This window comes from Vibrio chemaguriensis, from assembly GCF_012275705.1.
Taxonomy (GTDB): Bacteria; Pseudomonadota; Gammaproteobacteria; order Enterobacterales; family Vibrionaceae; genus Vibrio; species Vibrio diabolicus.
The window spans coordinates 378,405-401,328 of the sequence record NZ_SHOE01000001.1 but is presented as its reverse complement, the minus strand read 5'-3'; the positions used below and the strand labels follow the sequence as shown (position 1 = coordinate 401,328).

Genomic DNA, 22,924 nt, shown 5'->3' with positions numbered 1-22,924 from the left:
TTTCCTTCGCTTTTAGGAAAGGGGTTATACAGATAGGTGCGGCATGAAGTTACAAGGGCGATGGCTTGCATCTAACTGCTGCTTGATGATCTTCGTCCAGCCAGTGCGGCACGCGCCTGTTGAACCAGGCATTGCGAAGATAACTGTATGGTTAGCAAAACCTGCAATTGCACGCGATTGGATCGTTGACGTACCAATTTCTTCGTAAGACACCATGCGGAATAACTCACCAAAACCTTCTACTTCTTTATCAAACAGAGGCTTCAGCGCTTCTGGCGTGCTGTCACGTGACGTGAACCCTGTACCACCAGTAATCATGATCGCTTGAACATTGTCGTCCGCAATCCACTGAGAAACAATTGCGCGAATTTTGTACATGTCATCAATAACAATTTGCTTATCGACAACATTGTGACCCGCTTCTTGAGCGTGTTCAACAAGGTAGCGACCAGAGGTATCGTTTTCTTCGGTACGAGTGTCAGATACCGTTAGAACGGCAATATTTGCAGGTTGAAATTTGCTTTCAGCGTGACCCATGTGTTCACCTATTCTCTTTTAACTTTGATACGTTTGGTATCGATTCTAGAAAAGCGAGGGAAAGCTAGCCTATAAATAAGCTTTCCCTACAAAATTTGAGTTGATTTAGCCGCCGATAGACGCCAGATGTGGCGTCATACCCGTATTACCATCGTGCAAGAAGTGGCTCACCGACTTAGTTTGTAACTGCGCTTGGATGCGTTCAATAAGCTCACTTTCTTGCTCATCACATTCCAGTAGATCACGCAGTTCTACACCGTGATCTCCAAACAAACACAGATGCAGCTTACCCATCGCAGAGACGCGTAGTCGGTTGCAGCTCTCACAAAAGTCTTTTTCATAAGGCATGATCAGGCCAATTTCACCCTTGTAATCTGGATGAACAAACACTTGCGCGGGGCCGTCATTATGAGAGCGCACTTTAAGCAGCCAACCGTTCGCAATCAACTGATTACGAATTGCTACGCCGGACACATGATGCTTATTGAATAAATCATCCATCTCACCCGTTTGCATCAACTCGATGAAGCGCAGTTGGATTGGACGATCTTTTATCCAGTTGAGAAATGCTGGCAGTTCTTGATGGTTAAGATCTTTCATCAAAACCACATTAACTTTGACTTGCTCATAACCAACTTCAAACGCACGCTCGATACCATTCATCACCTCAGTGAACTTATTTTCACCCGTGATTTGATGGAACATGCGCGGATCAAGGCTGTCCACGCTAACGTTGATGTGAGTTAAGCCCGCTTCACGCCAGTCTGCGACTTGCTTCGCCATGCGGTAACCATTGGTCGTCGTTGCAACTTTTTGGATACCAGGCGTCGTCGCCACTGAGTGGATAATGTCGGTAAAATCTTTGCGTAAACTTGGTTCACCGCCAGTAATGCGCACTTTTGACGTGCCACAATCAGCAAACGCTTTTACGACCCGTTTGATTTCAGGAAGAGATAAAAAAGACGAGTTTTTATTGCCCGAAGGCTTATAGCCATCAGGAAGGCAATAGGTACATTTGAAATTACATACGTCGGTCACAGACAGACGCAAGTAATAGAACTTACGATGAAATTTGTCTTCGAATTGTTGCGCCACGGAACACCTTTCCAAACACGGGAGGCATGGCCATTTCCAATCATGCCCTTGTGACAGTACGCCACTGGCTCAAAACGCTTATCCTTGGACTTAGCAATAGTGAGCTCGGAGTTATGGCAACCAGAGATATGAAACCTCTGATAGCTTTGCGGTGTAAAATACTTAATATTTGTACTGGAATCCAGACTTGAGTGATAAAAAACTCTCTAGAGACACAATTTACCGCTAAGTGAGTACCTTTCAAGCACTCCTTAAGATAAATTGTAGCCGTTTTTTACAAGATTATTAGAAGAACGTAATGAATATCTACACGGATAAAAAAGTGGTCGCTGTTGGCGGTGGTCATGGCTTAGGTCGAATGTTGGCCGCACTACGGGATTTTGGCGGCAATGCAACTGGCATTGTCGCCACAACAGACAATGGTGGCTCAACAGGAAGAATTCGTCACTGCCAAGGTGGAATCGCCTGGGGCGACACACGGAACTGCATTAATCAGCTGATCACAGAGCCGTCGATCAGTTCAATGATGTTTGAATATCGCTTCAAAGGTACTGGCGAGCTTGATGGTCATAACCTCGGCAACTTGATGCTTACGGCGCTCGATAACTTATCGGTCAGACCGTTAGATGCCATCAATCTGATTCGAAACATGTTAAAAGTCGACGTTAACATTCTTCCTATGTCTGAACACCCTTCCGATCTTTCCGCGTTATCCGTGGATGGAAAGTGGGTCACGGGAGAAACGAATGTAGACGAGATGGACACCGATTTACGCCGTCTCGATCTATCACCAGAAGTTCCTGCAACTAAAGAAGCGGTGACTGCACTTGCAGAAGCAGACGCTATTATTCTTGGTCCTGGCAGCTTTTTAACCAGCATCATGCCTCCTTTGCTGTTGCCTGAGCTCGGCAAAGCCATTGCCGCCAATGAGAAAGCAAAAGTCATTTTCGTTGCCAACTTGAGCCCGGAGTACGGCCCAGCCGGACGAATGACCATGGCACAAAAATTAGAATGGTGTGAGCGTGCCTGCCAAGGTAGGAAGATAGACGTGGTTCTAGCAGAGGAAACCGAGCAAGAAGTATTGAGCCAGTGGAATGTAGTGACGGAATCGTTAGCTTCGTCGAACCGAGATTGGCGTCACGACCGAGATAAACTCAAGCTCGCTATTGAAAACCAGCTAAGGCTTTCAATTTAAAAAAAGCCCTCTAAAGCTAGGGGATAGCTTCAAGTTTACTCGCTGTCAGCAATGAAAAAACCCTTCACTCAAGTGAAGGGTTTTGTGTAAGAGCCTCATTAGAACCGCGCATTACTGCTGCCAATCACGATAAGCGTCGCGTGTTTCGTGCAAAAGATCGAACATCGTTTTTAACTCGTCTGACTCTTCAGCTAACTCACCTGCTTTGGCTTTTTTATCTATCGACATCGCCAATTGACAAAGACGGTCTGCTCCAAAGCTCGCTGCACTGCTTTTTAACGCGTGACTGATTTCTTTTAGGTAACGCAATCGCTCTGTCCCTTGAAACTGAGATAAATTCTCGATGTAGGTATCCATCTCCCCTAAGAAAATATCGAGTAAAACAGGAACATTATCACTGCCAATCTCCATCGACAGTTCATCGATTTTTTGCTGATTTAATACATTCACACTCATACTTTTTGCCGCTCTTCCTTGCCATTCCAAGCCTGTAACTTGCGGTAAATCGTCGACGGACTGACATCAAGGTATCCCGCCGCTCGGGGGATATTGCCATCACACGCTTCAATCGCTTGCTCTATCGCCATTTTTTCTGTCATCCACAACGGCATAATCTCAGACGCAGTCATCACTTTCGGCTCAATGAATTTCGCCACAGAAGACGGACGGTCAAGCGGTTGATTCAGCGGTGGCGGTAACATATCCAACGTGATTTCTTTACCGTTGTTTAGAACAACGATATTGCGCAGCACGTTTTGTAACTGACGAACGTTGCCTGGCCACTCATAGCTATTAAATCGGTCGATTACATCAGGCGCAAAACGCACGAAGCTTTTTCCTTCTTCGTGCGACATATAGCCTAACAGTGAGTATGCAATTTCAATGACATCTTCACCTCGTTCACGTAAAGGTGGCAAATGCAAAGGAATGACATACAAACGATAGTACAAATCTTCACGGAATCGACCTTCTTGTACCTCTTTCCATGGGTCACGGTTAGTTGCACAAACAAAGCGAACATCCACGCTCTTCATTTTTGATGAGCCCACTTTTTGGAACGTGCCGGTTTGAATAAATCGTAGCAATTTGGTTTGCAAATCTAAATCCATCTCACACAATTCATCAAGGAAAAGTGTGCCACCATCCGCTAATTCCGCTGCACCCTGACGATCATTTGCTGCACCGGTAAAAGCACCTTTCACGTGACCAAACAGTTCACTCTCAATCAAATCTTTTGGAATTGCAGCACAGTTAATCGCAATAAAAGGCTTGTCACCACGCTTGCTTGCCGCATGGATTGCCTCGGCACATACCTCTTTACCCGTACCACTTTCACCAGTGATGAAGATACTCGCTTTACTGCTCGCTGCTGAATCAATCGTGCGGTAAACCTGTTGCATATTTTGGCTGCTGCCAATAAAGCCTTGATAACTTTGATTGCCCGGGTTATCAGCCTCGTTTTTTAACTTAGTCGCTTTACGAATCGCATTGTTAACCGTGACACGTAAACGGTCTGCTTCACACGGTTTGATCAAAAAGTCTTGAGAGCCATGACGCATTGCTTCTACCGCGGTATCGATAGAACCGTGAGCGGTCATAAAAATAATAGGTACGTCTGGATGACTCTTTTTTACAGCGTGTAAAACGTCCATCCCCGTCATATATGGCAGACGAAGATCGAGCAGAATAAGATCTGGAATTCTATGGTTGAGACTTTCAATGGCATCCCTACCTGTACCGACAATATTGATATCTATACCAAGCGGTGTCAGGTATGAGCGGTACAGTGCCGCAACAGATGCGGTATCCTCAACCATTAAAAGGTAACGAGATTTAGGACCTTCAGATTTTTGTTGCATAACCTAGCTAATATTTTGTTGTGTTTTAAACAATAATCGCATTACGCTTTGCATTTTGCAAATAACATTAGCTAAATTATGGGTAAGAGAAAGGATTCAAAAATAATATCAATTATTTAAAAAATGGCATAAACCATGCTGATAGTTTAGTGACCCCTCGGGTCACCTAGCCAACTGACGTTGTTAGTGAACGAGATGTTCACAAAACAAGCCAATAGACCCGACTGCCTATTGGCTTCTTTTTTTTGCAAGCAATCTAAAACTCTTGGCTAAGCTAGATCATTAAGCTTATTTTTAACTATTTGCGATGAACTGCGCTCTTAGTTTTTCAATCTCGTCACGCTTTTGCGCCGCCAATTCAAACTCTAAATCTTGCGCGTGCTGATACATTGCCGCCTCAAGTCGACTGATTTCTTTTTCCAACTGTTGAGGAGACATGACCTCGTATATTTGCGAAGGCTCCGCCACTTTCGACAACGGTACCTGTTTAGTATTACGCTGACGTTTAGACTTGGTAATATCGCCCAATTCCATAATATCTTTGATATTTCGTTTGAGTGCTTGCGGCGAAATGCCCATTTCTTCGTTGTACGCTTTCTGCTTCTCGCGGCGGCGGTTGGTTTCATCCATCGCCTTTTTCATGGAGTTGGTGATTCGGTCAGCATACAAGATCGCCTTACCTTCAAGATTTCGCGCAGCACGACCAATGGTCTGAATCAGTGAACGCTCGGAGCGCAAGAAGCCCTCTTTATCTGCATCCAATATTGCAACCAGCGAAACTTCAGGCATGTCCAAGCCTTCTCGTAGCAAGTTAATTCCCACCAGCACGTCAAACTCGCCAAGACGAAGATCACGGATGATCTCCACACGTTCTACGGTATCAATATCTGAGTGTAAGTAACGTACCCTAACATCATGTTCGTGCAAGTACTCGGTGAGATCTTCGGCCATTCGTTTGGTCAATGTTGTCACTAGAACTCGCTCATCTTTAGCAGAACGGAGGCGAATTTCAGACAACAAGTCGTCTACTTGGGTCGCCACTGGGCGAACTTCCAATTCTGGGTCAAGCAAGCCTGTTGGACGAACAACTTGATCCGCTACATCACCAGCCGATTTTTCTAGTTCATAATTTCCTGGCGTCGCAGAGACAAAAATCGTCTGCGGTGCTAACGCTTCAAACTCTTCAAACTTGAGGGGACGATTATCTAACGCAGAAGGTAAGCGAAAACCAAACTCTACCAGCGTTTCTTTACGAGAGCGGTCACCTTTATACATGGCACCAATCTGCGGCACCGTCACGTGGGATTCATCGATGATCAACAAACCGTCATGAGGCAAATAATCAAACAATGTCGGTGGCGGCTCGCCTTCCGATCGTCCGCTGAGATAGCGAGAATAGTTTTCGATACCTGAGCAAAAACCTAACTCATTCATCATCTCGATATCGAATTGAGTCCGCTGGCTAATACGCTGTTCTTCCAGTAGCTTGTTGTTGTCTAGAAGCTGTTTTTTGCGTACTTCTAATTCAACCTTAATATTTTCAATCGCTTCAAGAATACGATCTCTTGGTGTCACGTAGTGCGTCTTAGGATAAATAGTGTAGCGTGGTAAATCTCGCTGTTTCACCACACCAGTCAATGGATCAAAAACACTGATGCAGTCAATTTCATCATCAAACATTTCGACACGAACTGCGTCTTGGTCAGATTCCGCTGGAAAGATATCAATCACTTCGCCACGAACCCGAAACTGTCCTCGCTCAAATGTCACGTCATTTCTTGAATATTGTAGCTCTGCCAAACGTCGTAGCACGTCCCGTTGATCAATCACGTCACCACGACGTAAATGCAACATCATTTGCAAGTAAGATTCTGGGTCACCCAAACCATAGATAGCAGAAACAGACGCAACGATAATCGCGTCTTTACGTTCCAATAGTGCTTTCGTTGCGGAAAGGCGCATTTGCTCTATGTGAGCGTTAACTGATGCGTCTTTTTCAATGAAAGTATCCGTCGTCGGGACATAAGCTTCAGGCTGGTAGTAATCGTAGTAGGAAACAAAGTATTCCACCGCATTATTGGGAAAGAATGATTTCATCTCGCCATATAATTGCGCTGCGAGCGTTTTGTTTGGAGCAAGTAATATTGCAGGTCGCTGGGCTTGAGCGATAACATTCGCTAGTGTGAACGTTTTACCCGATCCCGTTACCCCCAATAGTGTTTGATGTGCCAGTCCAGCATCGAGCCCCTCAAGCAGCTGCTTGATCGCTCCCGGCTGGTCACCCGATGGCTGATAATCGGAGACCAATTCATAGACTTTACTCATACCCTTCCTCAACTTTACTGCGCTTTGGCTGTATATATATACACCTTAGCCAATGAAATCTACGTCTATTGAAAATTTACCCACCATTGTTAATAAATTTTCTTGTTTGTCTAGAATGCTATAGCCATACAAAACCTACTCTGATATAGTACTTCGCCCTAGCTGAAGAGCCACACCCATTCTTCACATTGCAGTTTCCACAACTTTTCCCCAAAAATTGGCCTAAACACTCTTTATCCCCAAAAGCTAGATTTTTATCCACCTTGAATACATTTTGCTTAATATCAATAAATCTATGTTTTAATTGCATATTTTCTGTATAACCCTGATTAAAAATTCACTGAATAAAAACCAGGTTGCATATAAAAGATCTTTACTCAGATCTCATCAACATAGTTATCCACAAAATTAGTGGATAAGTAACCTCACCCCTTTACTGACAAGCAGTACAGAAAAGTAAAGCCCTTCCCCCAATATTTTTTGCTAAAAATGTATTTTTTTATTGTTGACAGTAGTTTGGCTGCTCGGTAAGATTCGTTCCGCTTTCAAGCAAAGCAATTCCTCCTTAGCTCAGTTGGTAGAGCGACGGACTGTTAATCCGCAGGTCGCTGGTTCGAGCCCAGCAGGAGGAGCCAAATTCCAGAAAAGTCGTGTCGCAAGACACGGCTTTTTTCGTTTTGAAATCAAAAACTTCTTTCACCATCAATATCTCAAGTGACGACTTAAAATTACTCGCTAAATGTAATTCCCGCCTTCTGAGCAAAAGATTCTTTGAGGAAAGGCAGCACCAGCGTCTTTGTAAAATCCATTCAGCAAACTGTTCAATTTCTTATTAATTCATCAAAATACCTCACATAGACGACTATTTTTCCATCGTGTATGTAAAACCACATCGTTCACTGGTTGTTATTGGTGTCACAAAACACGATAATATCAAGATCGGATTTTAAGAACGTAATAACTATGACCGAATATGTTTTGTTGTTGGTCGGCACTGTGCTGGTGAACAACTTTGTACTGGTGAAGTTTTTGGGCCTATGTCCTTTTATGGGTGTGTCCAAAAAACTGGAAACAGCAATAGGTATGGGCTTAGCGACAACTTTTGTGCTAACGCTCGCGTCAGTGTGTGCGTATTTAGTGGAAAGCTACATTCTTCGTCCACTGGGTATTGAGTACCTTCGAACCATGAGTTTTATTTTGGTGATAGCCGTTGTGGTGCAGTTCACCGAAATGGTTGTGCACAAAACAAGTCCAACACTTTATCGCTTGCTTGGTATTTTCTTACCGCTGATCACTACAAACTGCGCGGTATTAGGCGTCGCGCTTCTTAATATTAATGAGAACCATAACTTTATCGAATCGATTATCTACGGCTTCGGCGCCGCTGTTGGTTTCTCATTGGTGTTGATACTTTTTGCATCCATGCGTGAGCGCATAGCTGCCGCCGACGTACCAGTGCCTTTTAAAGGTGCATCGATTGCAATGATTACAGCGGGTTTAATGTCACTAGCCTTTATGGGCTTTACAGGTTTGGTGAAGTAAACAATGAGTACGATTTTAATTGCGATCATCGCGTTAGCGGTTCTTGCTGCGATTTTCGGCGCGATACTTGGTTTTGCTTCTATTCGCTTCAAAGTCGAGGCAGACCCAATTGTGGATCAAATCGACGCAATCTTACCTCAAACTCAATGCGGTCAATGTGGCTACCCTGGTTGCCGCCCTTATGCTGAAGCGATTGCAAATGGCGACCACATCAACAAATGTCCGCCAGGCGGTCAGGCAACCATCGAAAAGCTCGCCGACTTAATGGGTGTTGAGCCAGAAGAATCTGCGCACGATCTCGACAGCAAAATTCCAACCGTTGCATTTATCCACGAAGATATGTGCATTGGCTGTACTAAGTGTATTCAAGCGTGTCCAGTGGATGCAATTGTAGGCGGTACAAAAGCGGTCCATACCGTAATTAAAGACGAATGTACGGGGTGTGACTTATGTGTTGCACCATGTCCAACTGATTGTATTGAAATGATTCCTGTGGCAACCACCACGGAAAGCTGGAAGTGGCAACTTAACTCCATTCCAGTACTCAACATTACGGATGCTGCCGACGATGCAGCGAACGTGAAAGATTCAATTAAGTAAGGTTTCGCATGTTGTCTTTGATTGAACAAATTCGTACAGGCTCGCTTTGGGATTTCCCTGGTGGTGTGCATCCGGCAGAAAACAAAAAGCAGTCCAACAAAACTGAGCTCGTTCACGCGGCTATCCCATCAGAAATTGTATTACCGCTAAAACAGCACATTGGTAAGGCTGGTAACTTATTGGTTGCCGAAGGTGACCACGTATTAAAAGGTCAGCCATTAACGCAATCCGAAACTGGTTTTACCGTTCCAGTGCATGCTCCTACATCGGGTACGATCACCGCAATTGAGCCTAGAACCGTTGCTCACCCTTCAGGTCTGAGTGAACTCTGTGCGGTCATTACACCTGATGGTAACGATACATGGTGTGACAGAAAACCCGTCGCGGATTACAAACAAGAAACACCTGACGCACTGATAGATATTATTCGTCTCGCAGGCATTTCTGGTATGGGTGGCGCAGGTTTCCCTACCGCAAAAAAAATCCAATCTGGCTTTGCTCGCACAGAGATTCTTATCGTCAACGCGGCTGAGTGTGAGCCGTACATCACATCTGATGACAAGCTCATGCAAGAGCATGCCGAAGAGCTCATCCAAGGTATCGAGATTGTCGAACATATCCTGACACCAAAGCTCACGATTATTGGTATTGAAGATAACAAACCAGAGGCAATTAAAGCTTTAGAAGCTGCGGCTCTAAACAAAGATATCGTCATTCGCGTTATCCCGACTAAATACCCTTCTGGTGGTGAAAAACAGCTGATCAAAATTTTGACCAATAAAGAAGTACCAAGCGGCGCAATTCCAGCCGATATTGGTATTTTGGTTCAAAATGTCGGTTCTCTTTACTCAATCAAACGCGCAATCATCGATGGTGAACCGATGATAAAACGCGTGGTGACTCTCACCGGTAAAACATTCAAACAACCACGCAATGTTTGGGCATTATTAGGTACACCAGTACAGGCGTTATTGGATGAGTTTGGCTATAAAGCCGATAAGAAGTTACAACGTTTAATCATGGGTGGACCAATGATGGGCTTCACCCTTCCCCACTCTCAAGTGCCGATTACCAAGACAGCAAACTGTATCCTTGCCCCGACTCGTCGTGAGATCTCTCCGCACCAACATGAGATGGAATGTATTCGCTGTAGCCAATGTGCTGAAGCTTGCCCTGCTTCACTGCTACCTCAGCAACTGCAATGGCATGCAAAAGCTGAAGAGTATGACAAACTCGAAGAACTAAACCTAAAGGATTGTATCGAGTGCGGTGCTTGCGCGTTTGTGTGTCCAAGTGAAATTCCTCTCGTACAGTACTACCGCCAAGCAAAAGCGGAAATTCGCACCAGAGCACAAGAAGCGGAAGCTGCGGAGCGAGCGAAGCTGCGTTTTGAAGAGAAGAAAGCGCGTATGGAGCGCGAAAAAGCAGAACGTGAAAATCGCTTTAAGAAAGCAGCCGATCAGCGCCGTAAAGACATGAAATCTTCTGGTGGTGATGATGCGATTGCAGCAGCGATCGCACGAGTGAAAGCTCAGAAGACAGAAACAACAGAAAAAGCAGAGCCAGCCGTGAAACCTGCCGTCGCTGCAGCCATTGCCAAAGCGAAGGCAAAACAGGCCGCAGCCGCTAAAGCAGGCTCTAGTGAACCTGATAACTCAGAAATGGCAAAACTGCGCGAAGAACGCAAACGTCTAGCCCGCGAACGTAAAGCACAAAAAGAACAAGGCGAAACGCCAGATAACAACGCTGATGATAAGAAATCGGCAGTTACAGCAGCCATCGCCCGAGCTAAAGCGAAAAAAGCACAACAAGAAGATTCAACTGAATCTGCAGAATCAGAAACGTCTGCACAGCAAGACGGCGATCCGAAAAAAGCCGCGGTTGCTGCTGCGATTGCACGTGCCAAAGCGCGTAAAGCGAAGCAAGCAGACTCAACTGAAGCGGAAGAAGCTGAAGCACCTGCTGAGCAAACCGACGATCCCAAGAAAGCCGCGGTTGCTGCTGCCATTGCACGTGCCAAAGCACGTAAAGCGAAACAAGCAGACTCAACTGAAGCGGAAGAAGCTGAAGCACCTGCCGAACAAACCGACGATCCGAAAAAAGCCGCCGTGGCTGCTGCGATTGCACGTGCCAAAGCGCGTAAAGCGAAGCAAGCAGACTCAACTGAAGCGGAAGAAGCTGAAGCACCTGCTGAGCAAACCGACGATCCGAAAAAAGCCGCAGTTGCCGCTGCAATTGCTCGAGCCAAAGCGCGCAAAGCGAAACAAGCAGACTCAACTGAAGCGGAAAAAGCTGAAGCACCTGCCGAGCAAACCGAAGATCCGAAAAAAGCCGCCGTGGCTGCTGCCATTGCACGTGCCAAAGCGCGTAAAGCTAAGCAAGAAACGCAAACAGAGCCTGTTGAAGAAGCAACTTCCGAAGAACCAGAAGTGGATCCGAAGAAAGCCGCGGTTGCTGCTGCCATTGCGCGTGCCAAAGCGCGTAAAGCTAAGCAACAAGAACCAGCCGAAACGGTAGAAGCTGAAACGCCTGCTGAACAAGCTGAAGATCCGAAAAAAGCGGCTGTCGCTGCGGCTATTGCGCGTGCCAAAGCGCGTAAAGCTAAGCAAGAAGAACCAGCCGAAAAGGTAGAAGCTGAAACGCCTGATGAACAAACTGAAGATCCGAAAAAAGCGGCTGTCGCTGCTGCTATTGCGCGCGCGAAGGCTCGCAAAGCGCAGCAAGAAGCTAATAAAAATAATACTGAGGAGAACGAGTAGTGTCGTTTTTTATTGCCAGTTCACCGCATACCCACAGCCGTCGTAGTACACCTGACTTAATGAAATGGGTGGCACTTTGTGCTCTCCCAGGTTTAGCGGCTCAGACCTACTTCTTTGGGTGGGGAACGCTTATTCAGCTGATTTTTGCCATCGCAGTCGCTGTATCACTTGAAGCCTTAGTTATGGTCTTCCGTAAACGTTCGCCGATGCGAGCACTACGTGATAACAGTGCGATCGTTACCGCTTGGTTATTAGCCGTGGCGATCCCACCATGGTCTCCGTGGTGGATTATGGTGATCGGACTTATTTTCGCGATCGTAATCGCTAAACACCTATATGGTGGCCTTGGTCAAAACTTATTCAATCCTGCCATGGTCGCTTATGTGGTCTTGTTGATCTCATTCCCAGTGCAAATGACGAGTTGGAGTGCCCCGACGTCACTCATACCTGATCACGTAAATTTTGCAGATACACTCTCTTTAATTTTTACGGGCTATGATTACGACGGCTTATCGCTTCAGCAAGTTCGAACGGGGGTTGACGGCGTGACAATGGCGACGCCACTTGATGCATTTAAAACTGGTATTCATACAGGTGCAACCCCAAGCGAAGTACTGTCGCAGCCAATATTCGATGGATTAGCTGGCATTGGTTGGCAATGGGTAAATCTTGCCTACTTACTTGGTGGTTTAGTGATGATCAAAAAACGCATCATCCAATGGTATATCCCCGTAGGCTTCCTAGCGAGCCTGACGCTATTTAGCCTCGTGTTCAGCTTGCTGACCCCAGGGGAAACTGCGTCGCCAATCTTCCACTTGTTATCAGGTGCAACCATGCTTGGCGCATTCTTTATTGCAACCGATCCCGTGTCGGCGTCTACCACCGTTAAAGGACGTTTGATCTTTGGCGCGCTTATTGGTGCTTTGGTCTTTATCATTCGCAGTTGGGGCGGCTTCCCTGATGGTGTTGCATTCGCAGTGTTACTTGCAAATATGTGTGTGCCACTGATCGATTACTACACCAAACCTAGAACTTACGGTCACTGAGGTAAACATGTTAACCGCTATTAGAAAAAATGGTCTGACACTTGCGATCTTTGCCTGTGCAACAACCGGATTAGTCGCCTTTACTCAGTACCTAACAAAAGACCAAATCAAGATACAAGAACAACAACAATTGCTTTCTGTTTTGAATCAAGTCATTCCAGAAAACATGCATGACAACGCACTCACGCAAGCCTGCACTATGGTCACGTCACCAGAACTGGGGACATTACGTGCGATGCCAGCCTACCTCGCCACGAAGAATGGTGAACCGACAGCAATCGCAATAGAATCCATCGCGCCCGATGGCTACAATGGTGAGATAAAAGTTATTACTGGGATTGACAATCAGGGCAATATTTTGGGGACACGCGTCTTAAGCCATCAAGAAACCCCTGGCCTGGGCGATAAAATTGATCTTCGTGTCACCGACTGGATCCTGAGCTTTACGGGCAAACAAGTCACGGAAAGTAACTGGAACTCATGGAAAGTTCGTAAAGATGGTGGTGATTTCGATCAATTTACTGGTGCAACGATCACGCCTAGAGCCGTCGTAAAAGTGGTGCGAAATACCGTTAACTACGTAAACCAATCTCGTGAAGACATTCTTAGCCAGCCTTTGGGCTGTGAAGGAGAGCAGTAATGAGTGAAAATAAATTGCTGATGAAAAACGGTATGTGGAGCAATAACCCTGCTCTCGTACAGCTGCTGGGTCTGTGTCCACTACTAGCGGTTTCTTCCACGATAACCAATGCCTTAGGTCTTGGTATTGCAACCTTATTAGTGCTGGTCGGCTCCAACGTCACGGTTTCTCTTATTCGTAATTACGTACCAAAAGAGATCCGCATTCCTGTGTTCGTGATGATCATTGCCTCTCTCGTTACCTGTGTTCAGTTATTGATGAATGCCTATGCGTATGGTTTATACCTGTCTCTTGGTATCTTTATTCCTCTGATTGTAACCAACTGCATCATTATTGGTCGAGCTGAAGCATATGCTTCAAAAAATGATGTTGCGCCTGCAGCATTAGACGGTTTATGGATGGGGCTTGGTATGACAAGCGTTTTGGTCGTGCTAGGTGCCATGCGTGAGTTAATTGGTAATGGCACACTATTCGACGGGGCAGATCTGCTATTAGGAGACTGGGCATCCGCTCTCCGCATTCAAGTTTTCCAATTTGACAACAGCTTTCTGCTAGCGCTTCTTCCACCCGGTGCATTTATCGGCGTTGGTCTGTTGATAGCGCTTAAAAATGTCATCGATAATTCAGTCCAGGCACGTCAACCAAAAGAAGAAAAACCAACCATAGAACGTGCTCGCGTCACTAACGCATAACAAGATAAGGCTCTGTCATAGGAGCCTTTTTCATAAACCGCAGAGACGGTATTGGAAGTCAGCAATGAACAAAATAAAAAGAATCGAAATTCTTGAGCGATTACGAGAAAACAATCCGAATCCTCAAACTGAGCTTAACTGGAGCTCCCCTTTTGAGCTGCTAATCGCGGTATTATTATCAGCGCAAGCAACCGATGTAAGTGTCAATAAAGCCACCGACAAACTTTTCCCTGTCGCTAATACACCGCAAAGTATTCTCGATTTGGGAGTTGATGGCTTAAAAGAATACATAAAGACCATCGGTTTGTTTAACTCAAAGGCAGAAAACACTATCAAGACTTGTAAGATCTTGTTGGAAAAACACAATGGTGAAGTTCCTGAAGATCGTGCAGCGTTAGAAGCGCTACCAGGCGTAGGTCGCAAGACCGCAAACGTCGTGCTCAACACCGCTTTTGGTTGGCCAACCATTGCCGTCGATACGCACATTTATCGCGTGTCGAATCGTACTAAGTTTGCAATGGGCAAAACGGTTGATGATGTCGAGCAAAAGCTATTAAAAGTTGTGCCAAAAGAGTTCAAACTCGATGTGCACCACTGGCTCATTCTTCATGGCCGCTACACGTGCTTGGCGAGAAAGCCTCGCTGCGGTAGCTGCATTATTGAAGATTTGTGCGAATATAAAGAGAAAGTATATCCAGATAGCTAACGCTATTTGAAAATCAAAGCTAGGAGCAAAAAATGTCAAATGGTCGAATTCTCCACACTATGCTTCGCGTAGGTGATCTAGACAAATCCATCAAGTTTTACACTGAAGTTATGGGCATGCAGTTGCTTCGTACGAACGAGAATAAAGAGTACGAATACACACTGGCGTTTCTTGGCTACGGTGACGAATCCCAAGGTGCTGTGATCGAGCTAACTTACAACTGGGGTAAAACTGAATATGACCTAGGTACTGCTTTTGGTCATATCGCCATTGGTGTTGATGATATCTACACAACTTGCGACGCTATCAAAGCGGCGGGCGGTAATGTGACGCGTGAACCAGGTCCAGTAAAAGGCGGAAGCACGCACATTGCATTCGTAAAAGACCCAGATGGCTATATGATTGAGCTTATCCAAAACAAGCAAGCTTCAGCAGGTCTGGAAGGCTAAGCGGTACTTCTAATAATCACTTGTACTGCAAGTTGAAAATCGATTACAGGCAGGTCTGCGATCTGCCTGTCCTTTTATAAACAAAACACTTTACTTGATAATAATTATCGTTTAGATTTGTTCGCAACTTCGATATGCGGGATTACGATAATGATCAGTGAATGGGAAAAACACACACTTCTAGCCGATACGGCACTTCAACTAGATGACCCTGTTCGCAGCATTCTTCATTACCAGCAAGCCCTAAGCCTGAGTGAAGATATTAGCGAATGTGTGGAAATTGAAGCAGACGAGCGATTATTAATTTCTGTGATTTCTTGTCATAACTTAGCTCAATTCTGGCGTTGGGCCGGAGACACTGACTATGAACTCAAATACCTTCAGCTGGCTTCAGAGAAAGTCTTAACACTCATCCCACAATGCCCAAATAAAGAATGTGCAAGCTTTATCGACTCAATAGGATGTTGCACTAAAGCATTAATAGACTTCATGAAACGTCACCCTAATCCGGCTATTGCCAAACAGGTTGAAAAAATCGATACCGCAACAAATTGCGAAGTCATTGCCAAATTCCGATTAAACTAACATCCAAATTATACAGCCGGAATCACCGAAAGGTACTTAGCAAAATCCCATTAAAATATTATTAACAACGTCAGTAAATTAAAAACGCCGAAGCTTTCAGCTTCGGCGTTTTTATATTCGTTACACTTGGGTTCGCCCGAGTGATATTACGACTCGGCGGTTTTTGTCTTTTCCTATTGGCGAGCCATTATCTGCAATAGGACGACGCTTGCCGTACCCTTGCACTTGAATTCGATCTTCCGGTAGCCCTAGAGACTGAAAATAATCACGAAGTGACTCTGCACGTCGCTCAGATAAACTTTGACTCGCACTTTTGCCATCGGTTGAATCGGTGTACGTCGCCACCAGCACGAGATCGATATCTTGATTATGTCGGATATAATCTGCAATTTGTGATAAACGCTTTTTGGAAGCCTTGGTTAACTGATCGCCTTGTCTTTCGTAGTGCAAAATCGTAAAGGCAATGTCTTCAAAACTGTATTTCAATAAATTGGAAATACAGTCGCTAAACGCGTTGTACTTATTTTGAAACAGCACGGATGACAATGCGACTTCAATTCTCTGATCTCGGCTCTGCCAATCCTGATAACTAAAGGTCGGATAACGCCCTTTTTCCAGCTCAGACAAAATGCCCCATGCTGTCTGCCCTCCGACATAACCATCAAACTGTTTAAAAAACTTTAGGTTTGTAATTCGATCGGCGTGTTCACCTGGTCGCCAAGGTGGCGGCATAGAGATGAGACTGACGTTACGTGTTTCTCCCATCGGACGACGCATTTTTAACTCAAAGTCTAAATTGATTTTTTTATTCGCACGAGATGAAAATACCGCATCTCCAAAACTTGGAATAGGGTGAACAAGTTGGCATTCTAACGGTGTGTTGACCACCATTTCCCATTGAGATTGCTGTGGAGTGGCAACATAACGTTTGCCCATCACAGCAAAACTGCTTGTGCTAAACAACGAAAATACAACGCCACTAGTAATCAGCCATTTCTTCATCTAAGTACTGTCTCTTAAACGGCAGTCTGTTGCCGTCAATTTGAATCAATAAAACCACTTCACCTGGCATGCAAAAACCTCGCCAACGTGCGAAATATCGTGATATTACGATTAACGTTAATCATGGTAACTCAATCACCCGAAATGCGATCGAGCGTATTGATGCGATGCAAAATAGAATTCCGTTTTTCTCCTAAATTGCGGTTTTTCTCGTCGGTATAATCTGCAATAATGCAGTCTTCGTCACACAAAAATAAGCCGACATGACAATAGAAAATGAAGCTCTGACCTTGAAAAAACGCTTTCGTGGTTATTTCCCTGTGGTAGTAGACGTTGAGACCGCAGGTTTCAATGCTCAAACTGATGCACTTTTAGAAATTTGCGCCGTTACGTTAAAAATGGACGAAGATGGCGTGTTGCATCCGGCCTCCACCATTCATTTTCATGTTGAGCCATTTGAGGGCGCTAACTTAGAAAAAGAAGCGCTAGAATTCAATGGTATTCGTGACCCATATAGCCCTCTTCGTGGTGCAGTTTCTGAGCAAGAAGCGTTAAAAGAGATTTATAAACTTATTCGCAAAGAACAAAAAGCCGCAGATTGCTCGCGCGCAATTATGGTTGCCCATAACGCAGCATTCGACTTAGGTTTTGTAAATGCAGCCAATGAGCGCTGTAAACTAAAAAGAGTCCCTTTTCATCCCTTTGCTACTTTTGACACGGCAACATTGAGTGGCCTTGCTTATGGTCAAACGGTTCTCGCGAAAGCATGCAAAACGGCCGGGATGGAATTCGATAATCGTGAAGCACACTCAGCGCTTTACGATACACAAAAAACAGCAGAATTATTCTGCGGTATTGTCAACAAATGGAAGGCCCTCGGCGGTTGGCCGCTTGCTGACGAAGAATAATAAGTAAACACAACATATTAGGAAAAGTATGAATCCTGTCGTTATATCAGTGTGCGTCATGCTCGTGTTAGCATTGATGCGCGTAAACGTGGTGGTTGCCCTCACGTTTAGTGCCATCGTTGGTGGCCTTGTCGCAGGCATGAGCCTTGGAGACACAGTTGCCGCGTTCGAAAGTGGTTTAGGTGGCGGTGCGACTATCGCTCTGAGCTACGCAATGTTAGGTACTTTCGCCGTTGCCATCTCTAAATCTGGCATCACGGACCTACTGGCAAAAAGTGTTATCAAGCGCTTAAACGGTAAAGAAAACTCGGCGTCGACTACCGGGTTAAAGTACGCGGTGTTAGTCGCGCTCGTTCTTGTCACTATGTCATCTCAGAACGTAATTCCGGTCCATATCGCCTTTATTCCAATTTTGATTCCACCTCTTTTGGGCGTATTTGCGAAACTTAAGCTCGATCGACGTTTGGTTGCGTGTGTTCTTACCTTCGGTTTGATCACACCTTACATGATCTTACCTGTTGGTTTCGGCGGTATTTTCTTAAACAATATTCTATTAAAGAACCTACATGACAACGGTTTGGAAAACGTGGTTGCAAGCCAAGTTCCAACTGCAATGTTACTGCCAGGTGCTGGTATGTTGTTTGGTCTATTGCTGGCGATCTTTGTTAGCTACCGTAAACCGCGCATCTACGAAGAAACGGAGTTGACTGTCGTTCACGAGACAGATCATGCTATCAATAAAAAGCACATCTTGGTGGCCGCTCTTGGTATTGTCGCCGCATTGGGTGTTCAGCTTTACACCGGCTCAATGATTATTGGTGCTCTAGCTGGCTTTATGGTGTTTACTTTTGGCGGTGTGATTGCCTGGAAAGAAACGCACGATGTCTTCACAAAAGGCGTGCATATGATGGCTATGATTGGTTTCATCATGATCGCTGCCGCAGGTTTTGCTGCGGTAATGAAGCAAACAGGTGGCGTTGAGACATTAGTACAGTCTCTCTCTACCAGCATTGGTGATAATAAGCCGCTTGCTGCGCTATTAATGCTAATTGTTGGTCTGTTGGTAACAATGGGTATCGGTTCATCGTTTTCAACCATTCCAATCTTGGCGACAATCTACGTTCCACTCGCGTTGGCATTTGGTTTTTCGCCAATGGCAACAATCGCGCTAGTTGGAACTGCTGCCGCTTTGGGTGATGCAGGCTCTCCTGCTTCTGACTCTACATTAGGCCCTACATCTGGTCTAAATGCCGACGGTCAGCATGAGCACATTTGGGAAACGGTTGTTCCAACCTTTATCCACTACAACATTCCACTGATCATCTTTGGTTGGATTGCTGCAATGGTGCTTTAGTACCGTTGTTTGATGGATATTCTTAGTTACGAAAAAGCCGCTCATTGAGCGGCTTTTTGTTATTTGAAATCGCGATTATTGCGCTGGCATATTGTCAATAATACGCTCACGTATCAGTTTCAAGGTAGGCTCTGTTGACAGATAATCCACGGCAATCGGGAAATAAGCGTCGTTAATTTGAAGAACCAAGCTAGGGTAAGAATCCACGCCTAGGCTCTTTGCAAGACTCAGTTGATCTTGGAACACACCTTCTAAGAAAGAGCCGTCCATATCGTTCTTGAACTGCTGAACATTCAAACCAATTTCTTTAGCTAGCTGCAAGTGAGTCGCTTCTTCATGAGGAGGCATCGCACGTAAATAATACGCATGTTGAATCGCTTCTAGCATCTGCTCATAAGAATCTTGAAAGCCCGCAGCGATAACTGCGCGACAAGATTGGTAAGTGCTTCTTACTGGCGTACAAAGCTTCCAGAAATCGTAGTTAAACTTGGTGCCCAACTGACGCTCAATCTGCTTCCAAATACCTTCGAGTTTTTGTTGCATCTCTGGTGGCATCGGCAAACTAGTATCTGGCGCAAGACCACCCACCACATACTCAAACTGAATAACGCCTGGCAGTTGCTGTTTCAATTTATCAAGCGTCGGTTTGTAACCCCAACACCAACTGCACATTGGGTCATGCACGTAGTAAAGCTTTATGTTCATTCCACTAACCTAAAAAGAAAAAGGAGCCAGTACGGCTCCTTCGTATTCTATCGCTAAATGTGAGTATTTACGAATTACTCAGCTTGATCTTCAGCGCGCGCTGCAGCTTCTTTGATTAGAGGCTGAAGTTCACCTTTTTGGAACATTTCTAGAATGATGTCGCAACCGCCGATAAGCTCGCCTTCAACCCATAGTTGAGGGAATGTTGGCCATTGTGCGTACTTTGGTAGCTCAGCACGAATATCTGGGTTTTGCAGAATGTCTACGTAAGCGAACTTCTCACCACATGCCATTAGAGCCTGTGACGCTTGAGAAGAGAAACCACAGCTTGGCAGTTTCGGTGATCCTTTCATGTACAGCAGGATTGAGTTTTCAGAGATCTGCTGTTTGATTTTGTCGATAGTTTCCATCGCTTCCTCATTCATGGGTTTGAACTTTGTTTATCTGCCACATTCTACTCAATAACGACAGAATAAAAACCATATAATTAATAAGGCTTAAATTCAGGTTGCTTGATGGCGAACAATTCAGCACTTCACAGCCGCTAACCCCTTAAAATATTTTCATATCGGGGTTTTAATAAAGTAAAAACTTGCTAAAATACTTAGCAAGTCAGCCTTAAAGGCTACATAGCTATAAAAAACACTGGAAGCAATCGAAAGGTCATCCTTTCAAATCAATGGAGAATCGAGTAATGGCATTTGAACTACCAGCTCTTCCTTACGCGAAAGACGCACTAGAACCACACATCTCAGCAGAGACTCTAGACTACCACCACGGTAAGCACCACAACACATACGTTGTTAAGCTAAATGGTCTTATCCCTGGCACTGAGTTCGAAGGCAAAACTCTAGAAGAGATCATCAAGACTTCTACTGGTGGCGTATTCAACAACGCAGCGCAAATCTGGAACCACACGTTCTACTGGCACTGTCTTGCTCCAAACGCGGGCGGCGAACCAACAGGCGCAGTTGCTGACGCAATCAACGCAGCATTCGGTTCTTTCGAAGAATTCAAAGCGAAGTTTACTGATTCAGCAATCAACAACTTCGGTTCTTCATGGACTTGGCTTGTTAAGAAAGCTGACGGCTCTCTAGAGATCGTTAACACTTCTAACGCTGCTACTCCTCTAACAGAAGAAGGCACAACACCACTTCTAACTGTTGACCTATGGGAACACGCATACTACATCGATTACCGCAACGTACGTCCTGATTACATGAACGGCTTCTGGGCACTTGTAAACTGGGACTTCGTAGCTGAGAACCTAGCGAAGTAATTTTACTTCCCCCCTAAGTTCAATTTAGTCTTATTTTAAAAGCTCGCTGAACCAGCGAGCTTTTTATTTTTCGCTTAAAACTCCAATTTAATCTCTTCTTTTTCCTAAAGTTCTTCTCAGACACGCCGTTAAAATGGCATCGAGCGAGGAACATCATGCAAATTCATACTTTAGACAAAGCGGCAATTATTAACGAGCTTCAGTTCGGCAATGGTATCAACCATGCTGTCCACGAAGGACGTCGTGCCGATTTTGCACTGATTTTGTCGATGTTTTCTAACGATGTACGCGACGTTGTACCTGTGGAGGAAATCAAAGAAGTAGCCACTAGCGAAGATATACTCCGTCAACAACTTGAATTGTCAACGCCTCAAGCTCTTCGTTCTGATAGCAGCAGCTATGAGCTAGCAGCACAGCAAGCAAAACAATTCCACGGTGCAGGTCTACCCTCAGCGAAACTGAGTCACTACTTGAAACCAGACGCCCTGACCTACTTGCCGGAAGATACGTTTAATCTTCCTGAAGACGTTTATCACAACCTATCCGGTCATGAGCGACGCAAATTGGGCGAGAGCAACAAAAACCTCATCCCAGATGCAGGGCTATACAATCAACTAGTGACGGCTCAACGTCAGTATCAAATTCAACTGCAAGTATAGAGATCATCGTTCAACCAACAACTTGCAGTATCCACAGTCAGAAATGTGACGCCTTACAAATTACCGCACAATAGTCCTCATCCAAAAGCGTTAGTTTGAAGTCTTTCACACTGAGCCTTTCTAATTTCAACCATGCTAATAGCACAAACCACTGGTGTATTTTTTCACACAGGGATACAGTGAAGGTGTTATGGATATTAAAGAATCAATTATTCTCGTCACGTCTGCAGGTTCTGTTATAGGAAGGACTTGTGCTAGTCACTTTGCTCACCTTGGAGCGACGTTGATTCTTTGTGACCAAAACTCTAGCGCTCTAAAATCGAGCTATGAGCAGATTAGTGCCTTCACAGATAAAGTCTATGCGATGAATGTGTGCAGTGATAACACAACGTCCATTAACTTACTGTTTGATCAGATAGAATCGCAGCTGCGTGCGACACCAGACGTGATAGTCAATTGCTGGACGAGCTCTCCCATGCCAGGCTTGATGGCTCCCGAACCTATGAGTACTTACATTGATCACTTGTCTTCTGCAGCGCGTTTCCTCTACACCTATGGCCAAGTGGGAGCCGAACGATTTCGCGCTAGAAATAAGAAAGGGGTAATTGTTAACGTCATTTCCCATGACAGCCATGAAGATTTAACGGGAGTCGAAAGCATGGCTGCTTTGGTGTCAGGTTTTACTCACAGTTGGGCAAAAGAGCTCACTCCATTTAATATTCGGGTGGGTGGCGTCATTCCTTCGGTAAACCATACAAGAGAAGAACTTAACGAAAGACACTGGGCCGAGATCCAAGATGAATTGGTTCGCAATACCGCATATATCGTATCAAATGAGTATTTTAGTGGCAGAGTGGTTGCTACTGAGGTATGAATGGACAACATGTTTGTTGCGTCAACGGATCGCTCTTACTCAACTCTTTCAACAAAAAAGCCCCAGTCAAATGACTGGGGCTTTTACTTTTTCCCGGTTAAGGTTTCGTGCTA

At 45.0% G+C, this 22,924-nt stretch carries 23 protein-coding genes, 1 tRNA gene and 1 riboswitch; of the genes, 16 read left to right on the top strand and 8 right to left on the bottom strand.

The features are described from left to right. Positions 1–24: 24 nt before the first annotated feature. Entirely contained in the window at positions 25–537 is a 513-nt protein-coding gene (gene moaB / locus EX191_RS01850) for a molybdenum cofactor biosynthesis protein B (protein ID WP_005396648.1), read from the bottom strand. A gap of 105 nt (positions 538–642) precedes the next feature. Continuing rightward, positions 643–1,632, bottom strand: coding sequence for a GTP 3',8-cyclase MoaA (moaA, locus tag EX191_RS01845; RefSeq protein WP_085342816.1), 990 nt, complete (start codon positions 1,630–1,632; stop codon positions 643–645). Then, positions 1,621–1,755: riboswitch (molybdenum cofactor riboswitch) on the bottom strand. (Overlaps the previous gene by 12 nt.) Before the next feature lie 175 nt (positions 1,756–1,930). Here moaA and EX191_RS01840 point away from each other — a divergent pair. Then, positions 1,931–2,827, top strand: a complete 897-nt coding sequence (locus tag EX191_RS01840; protein ID WP_150919158.1) for a YvcK family protein — start codon at positions 1,931–1,933, stop codon at positions 2,825–2,827. A gap of 111 nt (positions 2,828–2,938) precedes the next feature. On the opposite strand, the gene luxU is transcribed toward EX191_RS01840, so the two are convergent. The 3 genes from luxU to uvrB all read right to left on the bottom strand — a co-directional run bounded on the left by luxU (position 2,939) and on the right by uvrB (position 7,011). Further along, positions 2,939–3,283 carry a quorum-sensing phosphorelay protein LuxU gene (gene luxU, locus EX191_RS01835; protein ID WP_012841577.1) on the bottom strand — a complete coding sequence of 115 codons (345 nt, stop codon included), beginning with the start codon at positions 3,281–3,283 and terminating at the stop codon, positions 2,939–2,941. Continuing rightward, the gene (gene luxO / locus EX191_RS01830; protein ID WP_193447028.1) at positions 3,280–4,686 is read right to left on the bottom strand and encodes a quorum-sensing sigma-54 dependent transcriptional regulator LuxO; all 1,407 of its coding nucleotides are present in this window, start codon (positions 4,684–4,686) and stop codon (positions 3,280–3,282) included. Before luxO ends, luxU begins: the two co-directional genes overlap by 4 nt. A 294-nt stretch (positions 4,687–4,980) precedes the next feature. Continuing rightward, positions 4,981–7,011 carry an excinuclease ABC subunit UvrB gene (uvrB, locus tag EX191_RS01825; protein ID WP_193447027.1) on the bottom strand — a complete coding sequence of 677 codons (2,031 nt, stop codon included), beginning with the start codon at positions 7,009–7,011 and terminating at the stop codon, positions 4,981–4,983. 559 nt (positions 7,012–7,570) lie between these two features. On the opposite strand from uvrB, the gene EX191_RS01820 reads away from it, so the two are divergent. The 10 genes from EX191_RS01820 to EX191_RS01775 all read left to right on the top strand — a co-directional run bounded on the left by EX191_RS01820 (position 7,571) and on the right by EX191_RS01775 (position 16,030). Further along, positions 7,571–7,646: transfer RNA gene (locus tag EX191_RS01820), tRNA-Asn, on the top strand. Positions 7,647–7,974: 328 nt separating this feature from the next. Then, positions 7,975–8,553: an electron transport complex subunit RsxA gene (gene rsxA / locus EX191_RS01815; RefSeq protein WP_005380762.1), complete on the top strand. Its 579-nt coding sequence runs from the start codon at positions 7,975–7,977 to the stop codon at positions 8,551–8,553. A gap of 3 nt (positions 8,554–8,556) precedes the next feature. Further along, positions 8,557–9,153, top strand: a complete 597-nt coding sequence (gene rsxB / locus EX191_RS01810) for an electron transport complex subunit RsxB (RefSeq protein WP_005396655.1) — start codon at positions 8,557–8,559, stop codon at positions 9,151–9,153. A gap of 8 nt (positions 9,154–9,161) precedes the next feature. Then, positions 9,162–11,912: an electron transport complex subunit RsxC gene (rsxC, locus tag EX191_RS01805; RefSeq protein WP_193447026.1), complete on the top strand. Its 2,751-nt coding sequence runs from the start codon at positions 9,162–9,164 to the stop codon at positions 11,910–11,912. Continuing rightward, positions 11,912–12,958, top strand: coding sequence for an electron transport complex subunit RsxD (gene rsxD, locus EX191_RS01800; protein WP_012841573.1), 1,047 nt, complete (start codon positions 11,912–11,914; stop codon positions 12,956–12,958). The genes rsxC and rsxD overlap by 1 nt, the downstream gene beginning before the upstream one ends. Before the next feature lie 7 nt (positions 12,959–12,965). Next, the gene (gene rsxG / locus EX191_RS01795) at positions 12,966–13,598 is read left to right on the top strand and encodes an electron transport complex subunit RsxG (RefSeq protein ID WP_006743364.1); all 633 of its coding nucleotides are present in this window, start codon (positions 12,966–12,968) and stop codon (positions 13,596–13,598) included. Then, complete coding sequence (locus EX191_RS01790; RefSeq protein WP_005396543.1) at positions 13,598–14,290, top strand: electron transport complex subunit E; 693 nt, start codon at positions 13,598–13,600, stop codon at positions 14,288–14,290. Before rsxG ends, EX191_RS01790 begins: the two co-directional genes overlap by 1 nt. Positions 14,291–14,354: 64 nt before the next feature. Then, on the top strand, positions 14,355–14,996 hold the full coding sequence (nth, locus tag EX191_RS01785; protein WP_042522463.1) for an endonuclease III: 642 nt from the start codon (positions 14,355–14,357) through the stop codon (positions 14,994–14,996). Positions 14,997–15,028: 32 nt separating this feature from the next. Then, positions 15,029–15,445, top strand: a complete 417-nt coding sequence (gloA, locus tag EX191_RS01780) for a lactoylglutathione lyase (protein WP_005380739.1) — start codon at positions 15,029–15,031, stop codon at positions 15,443–15,445. Between the two features lie 150 nt (positions 15,446–15,595). After that, complete coding sequence (locus EX191_RS01775) at positions 15,596–16,030, top strand: DUF2753 domain-containing protein (protein WP_005384886.1); 435 nt, start codon at positions 15,596–15,598, stop codon at positions 16,028–16,030. Between the two features lie 120 nt (positions 16,031–16,150). On the opposite strand, the gene motY is transcribed toward EX191_RS01775, so the two are convergent. After that, positions 16,151–17,032, bottom strand: coding sequence for a flagellar protein MotY (gene motY, locus EX191_RS01770; RefSeq protein ID WP_012841571.1), 882 nt, complete (start codon positions 17,030–17,032; stop codon positions 16,151–16,153). A gap of 263 nt (positions 17,033–17,295) precedes the next feature. Here motY and rnt point away from each other — a divergent pair, with 263 nt between their 5' ends. After that, positions 17,296–17,940: a ribonuclease T gene (gene rnt, locus EX191_RS01765; RefSeq protein ID WP_005396536.1), complete on the top strand. Its 645-nt coding sequence runs from the start codon at positions 17,296–17,298 to the stop codon at positions 17,938–17,940. Positions 17,941–17,968: 28 nt separating this feature from the next. Further along, positions 17,969–19,294, top strand: coding sequence for a Na+/H+ antiporter family protein (locus EX191_RS01760; protein ID WP_005396535.1), 1,326 nt, complete (start codon positions 17,969–17,971; stop codon positions 19,292–19,294). A 75-nt stretch (positions 19,295–19,369) separates the two neighbouring features. Here the strand turns inward: EX191_RS01760 and EX191_RS01755 are convergent, their stop codons facing one another. Both EX191_RS01755 and EX191_RS01750 read right to left on the bottom strand, forming a co-directional pair. Then, a complete protein-coding gene (locus EX191_RS01755; protein ID WP_005396534.1) occupies positions 19,370–19,999 on the bottom strand; it encodes a DsbA family protein in 630 nt (209 codons plus the stop codon). A gap of 74 nt (positions 20,000–20,073) precedes the next feature. Then, entirely contained in the window at positions 20,074–20,409 is a 336-nt protein-coding gene (locus EX191_RS01750; protein ID WP_017635833.1) for a Grx4 family monothiol glutaredoxin, read from the bottom strand. A 284-nt stretch (positions 20,410–20,693) separates the two neighbouring features. Here EX191_RS01750 and sodB point away from each other — a divergent pair, with 284 nt between their 5' ends. From sodB to EX191_RS01735, 3 genes are all read left to right on the top strand, one after another. Next, positions 20,694–21,278, top strand: a complete 585-nt coding sequence (sodB, locus tag EX191_RS01745) for a superoxide dismutase [Fe] (RefSeq protein WP_005396533.1) — start codon at positions 20,694–20,696, stop codon at positions 21,276–21,278. A gap of 155 nt (positions 21,279–21,433) precedes the next feature. After that, positions 21,434–21,937 carry a VC2046/SO_2500 family protein gene (locus EX191_RS01740; protein ID WP_193447025.1) on the top strand — a complete coding sequence of 168 codons (504 nt, stop codon included), beginning with the start codon at positions 21,434–21,436 and terminating at the stop codon, positions 21,935–21,937. Between the two features lie 190 nt (positions 21,938–22,127). Next, positions 22,128–22,811, top strand: coding sequence for an SDR family oxidoreductase (locus EX191_RS01735; RefSeq protein WP_012841565.1), 684 nt, complete (start codon positions 22,128–22,130; stop codon positions 22,809–22,811). Positions 22,812–22,924: the final 113 nt, after the last annotated feature.

Excerpts from the sequence above, each read along its gene's own strand:
- nth (WP_042522463.1), top strand. The coding sequence starts at position 14,355 with ATGAACAAAATAAAAAGAATCGAAATTCTTGAGCGATTACGAGAAAAC.
- luxU (WP_012841577.1), bottom strand. The coding sequence starts at position 3,283 with ATGAGTGTGAATGTATTAAATCAGCAAAAAATCGATGAACTGTCGATG.
- sodB (WP_005396533.1), top strand. The coding sequence starts at position 20,694 with ATGGCATTTGAACTACCAGCTCTTCCTTACGCGAAAGACGCACTAGAA.
- EX191_RS01735 (WP_012841565.1), top strand. The coding sequence starts at position 22,128 with ATGGATATTAAAGAATCAATTATTCTCGTCACGTCTGCAGGTTCTGTT.
- rsxG (WP_006743364.1), top strand. The coding sequence starts at position 12,966 with ATGTTAACCGCTATTAGAAAAAATGGTCTGACACTTGCGATCTTTGCC.
- EX191_RS01790 (WP_005396543.1), top strand. The coding sequence starts at position 13,598 with ATGAGTGAAAATAAATTGCTGATGAAAAACGGTATGTGGAGCAATAAC.
- EX191_RS01760 (WP_005396535.1), top strand. The coding sequence starts at position 17,969 with ATGAATCCTGTCGTTATATCAGTGTGCGTCATGCTCGTGTTAGCATTG.
- rsxA (WP_005380762.1), top strand. The coding sequence starts at position 7,975 with ATGACCGAATATGTTTTGTTGTTGGTCGGCACTGTGCTGGTGAACAAC.
- uvrB (WP_193447027.1), bottom strand. The coding sequence starts at position 7,011 with ATGAGTAAAGTCTATGAATTGGTCTCCGATTATCAGCCATCGGGTGAC.
- EX191_RS01750 (WP_017635833.1), bottom strand. The coding sequence starts at position 20,409 with ATGGAAACTATCGACAAAATCAAACAGCAGATCTCTGAAAACTCAATC.
- gloA (WP_005380739.1), top strand. The coding sequence starts at position 15,029 with ATGTCAAATGGTCGAATTCTCCACACTATGCTTCGCGTAGGTGATCTA.
- EX191_RS01840 (WP_150919158.1), top strand. The coding sequence starts at position 1,931 with ATGAATATCTACACGGATAAAAAAGTGGTCGCTGTTGGCGGTGGTCAT.
- luxO (WP_193447028.1), bottom strand. The coding sequence starts at position 4,686 with ATGCAACAAAAATCTGAAGGTCCTAAATCTCGTTACCTTTTAATGGTT.
- moaB (WP_005396648.1), bottom strand. The coding sequence starts at position 537 with ATGGGTCACGCTGAAAGCAAATTTCAACCTGCAAATATTGCCGTTCTA.
- EX191_RS01740 (WP_193447025.1), top strand. The coding sequence starts at position 21,434 with ATGCAAATTCATACTTTAGACAAAGCGGCAATTATTAACGAGCTTCAG.
- rsxC (WP_193447026.1), top strand. The coding sequence starts at position 9,162 with ATGTTGTCTTTGATTGAACAAATTCGTACAGGCTCGCTTTGGGATTTC.
- motY (WP_012841571.1), bottom strand. The coding sequence starts at position 17,032 with ATGAAGAAATGGCTGATTACTAGTGGCGTTGTATTTTCGTTGTTTAGC.
- EX191_RS01755 (WP_005396534.1), bottom strand. The coding sequence starts at position 19,999 with ATGAACATAAAGCTTTACTACGTGCATGACCCAATGTGCAGTTGGTGT.
- EX191_RS01775 (WP_005384886.1), top strand. The coding sequence starts at position 15,596 with ATGATCAGTGAATGGGAAAAACACACACTTCTAGCCGATACGGCACTT.
- rsxB (WP_005396655.1), top strand. The coding sequence starts at position 8,557 with ATGAGTACGATTTTAATTGCGATCATCGCGTTAGCGGTTCTTGCTGCG.
- rnt (WP_005396536.1), top strand. The coding sequence starts at position 17,296 with ATGACAATAGAAAATGAAGCTCTGACCTTGAAAAAACGCTTTCGTGGT.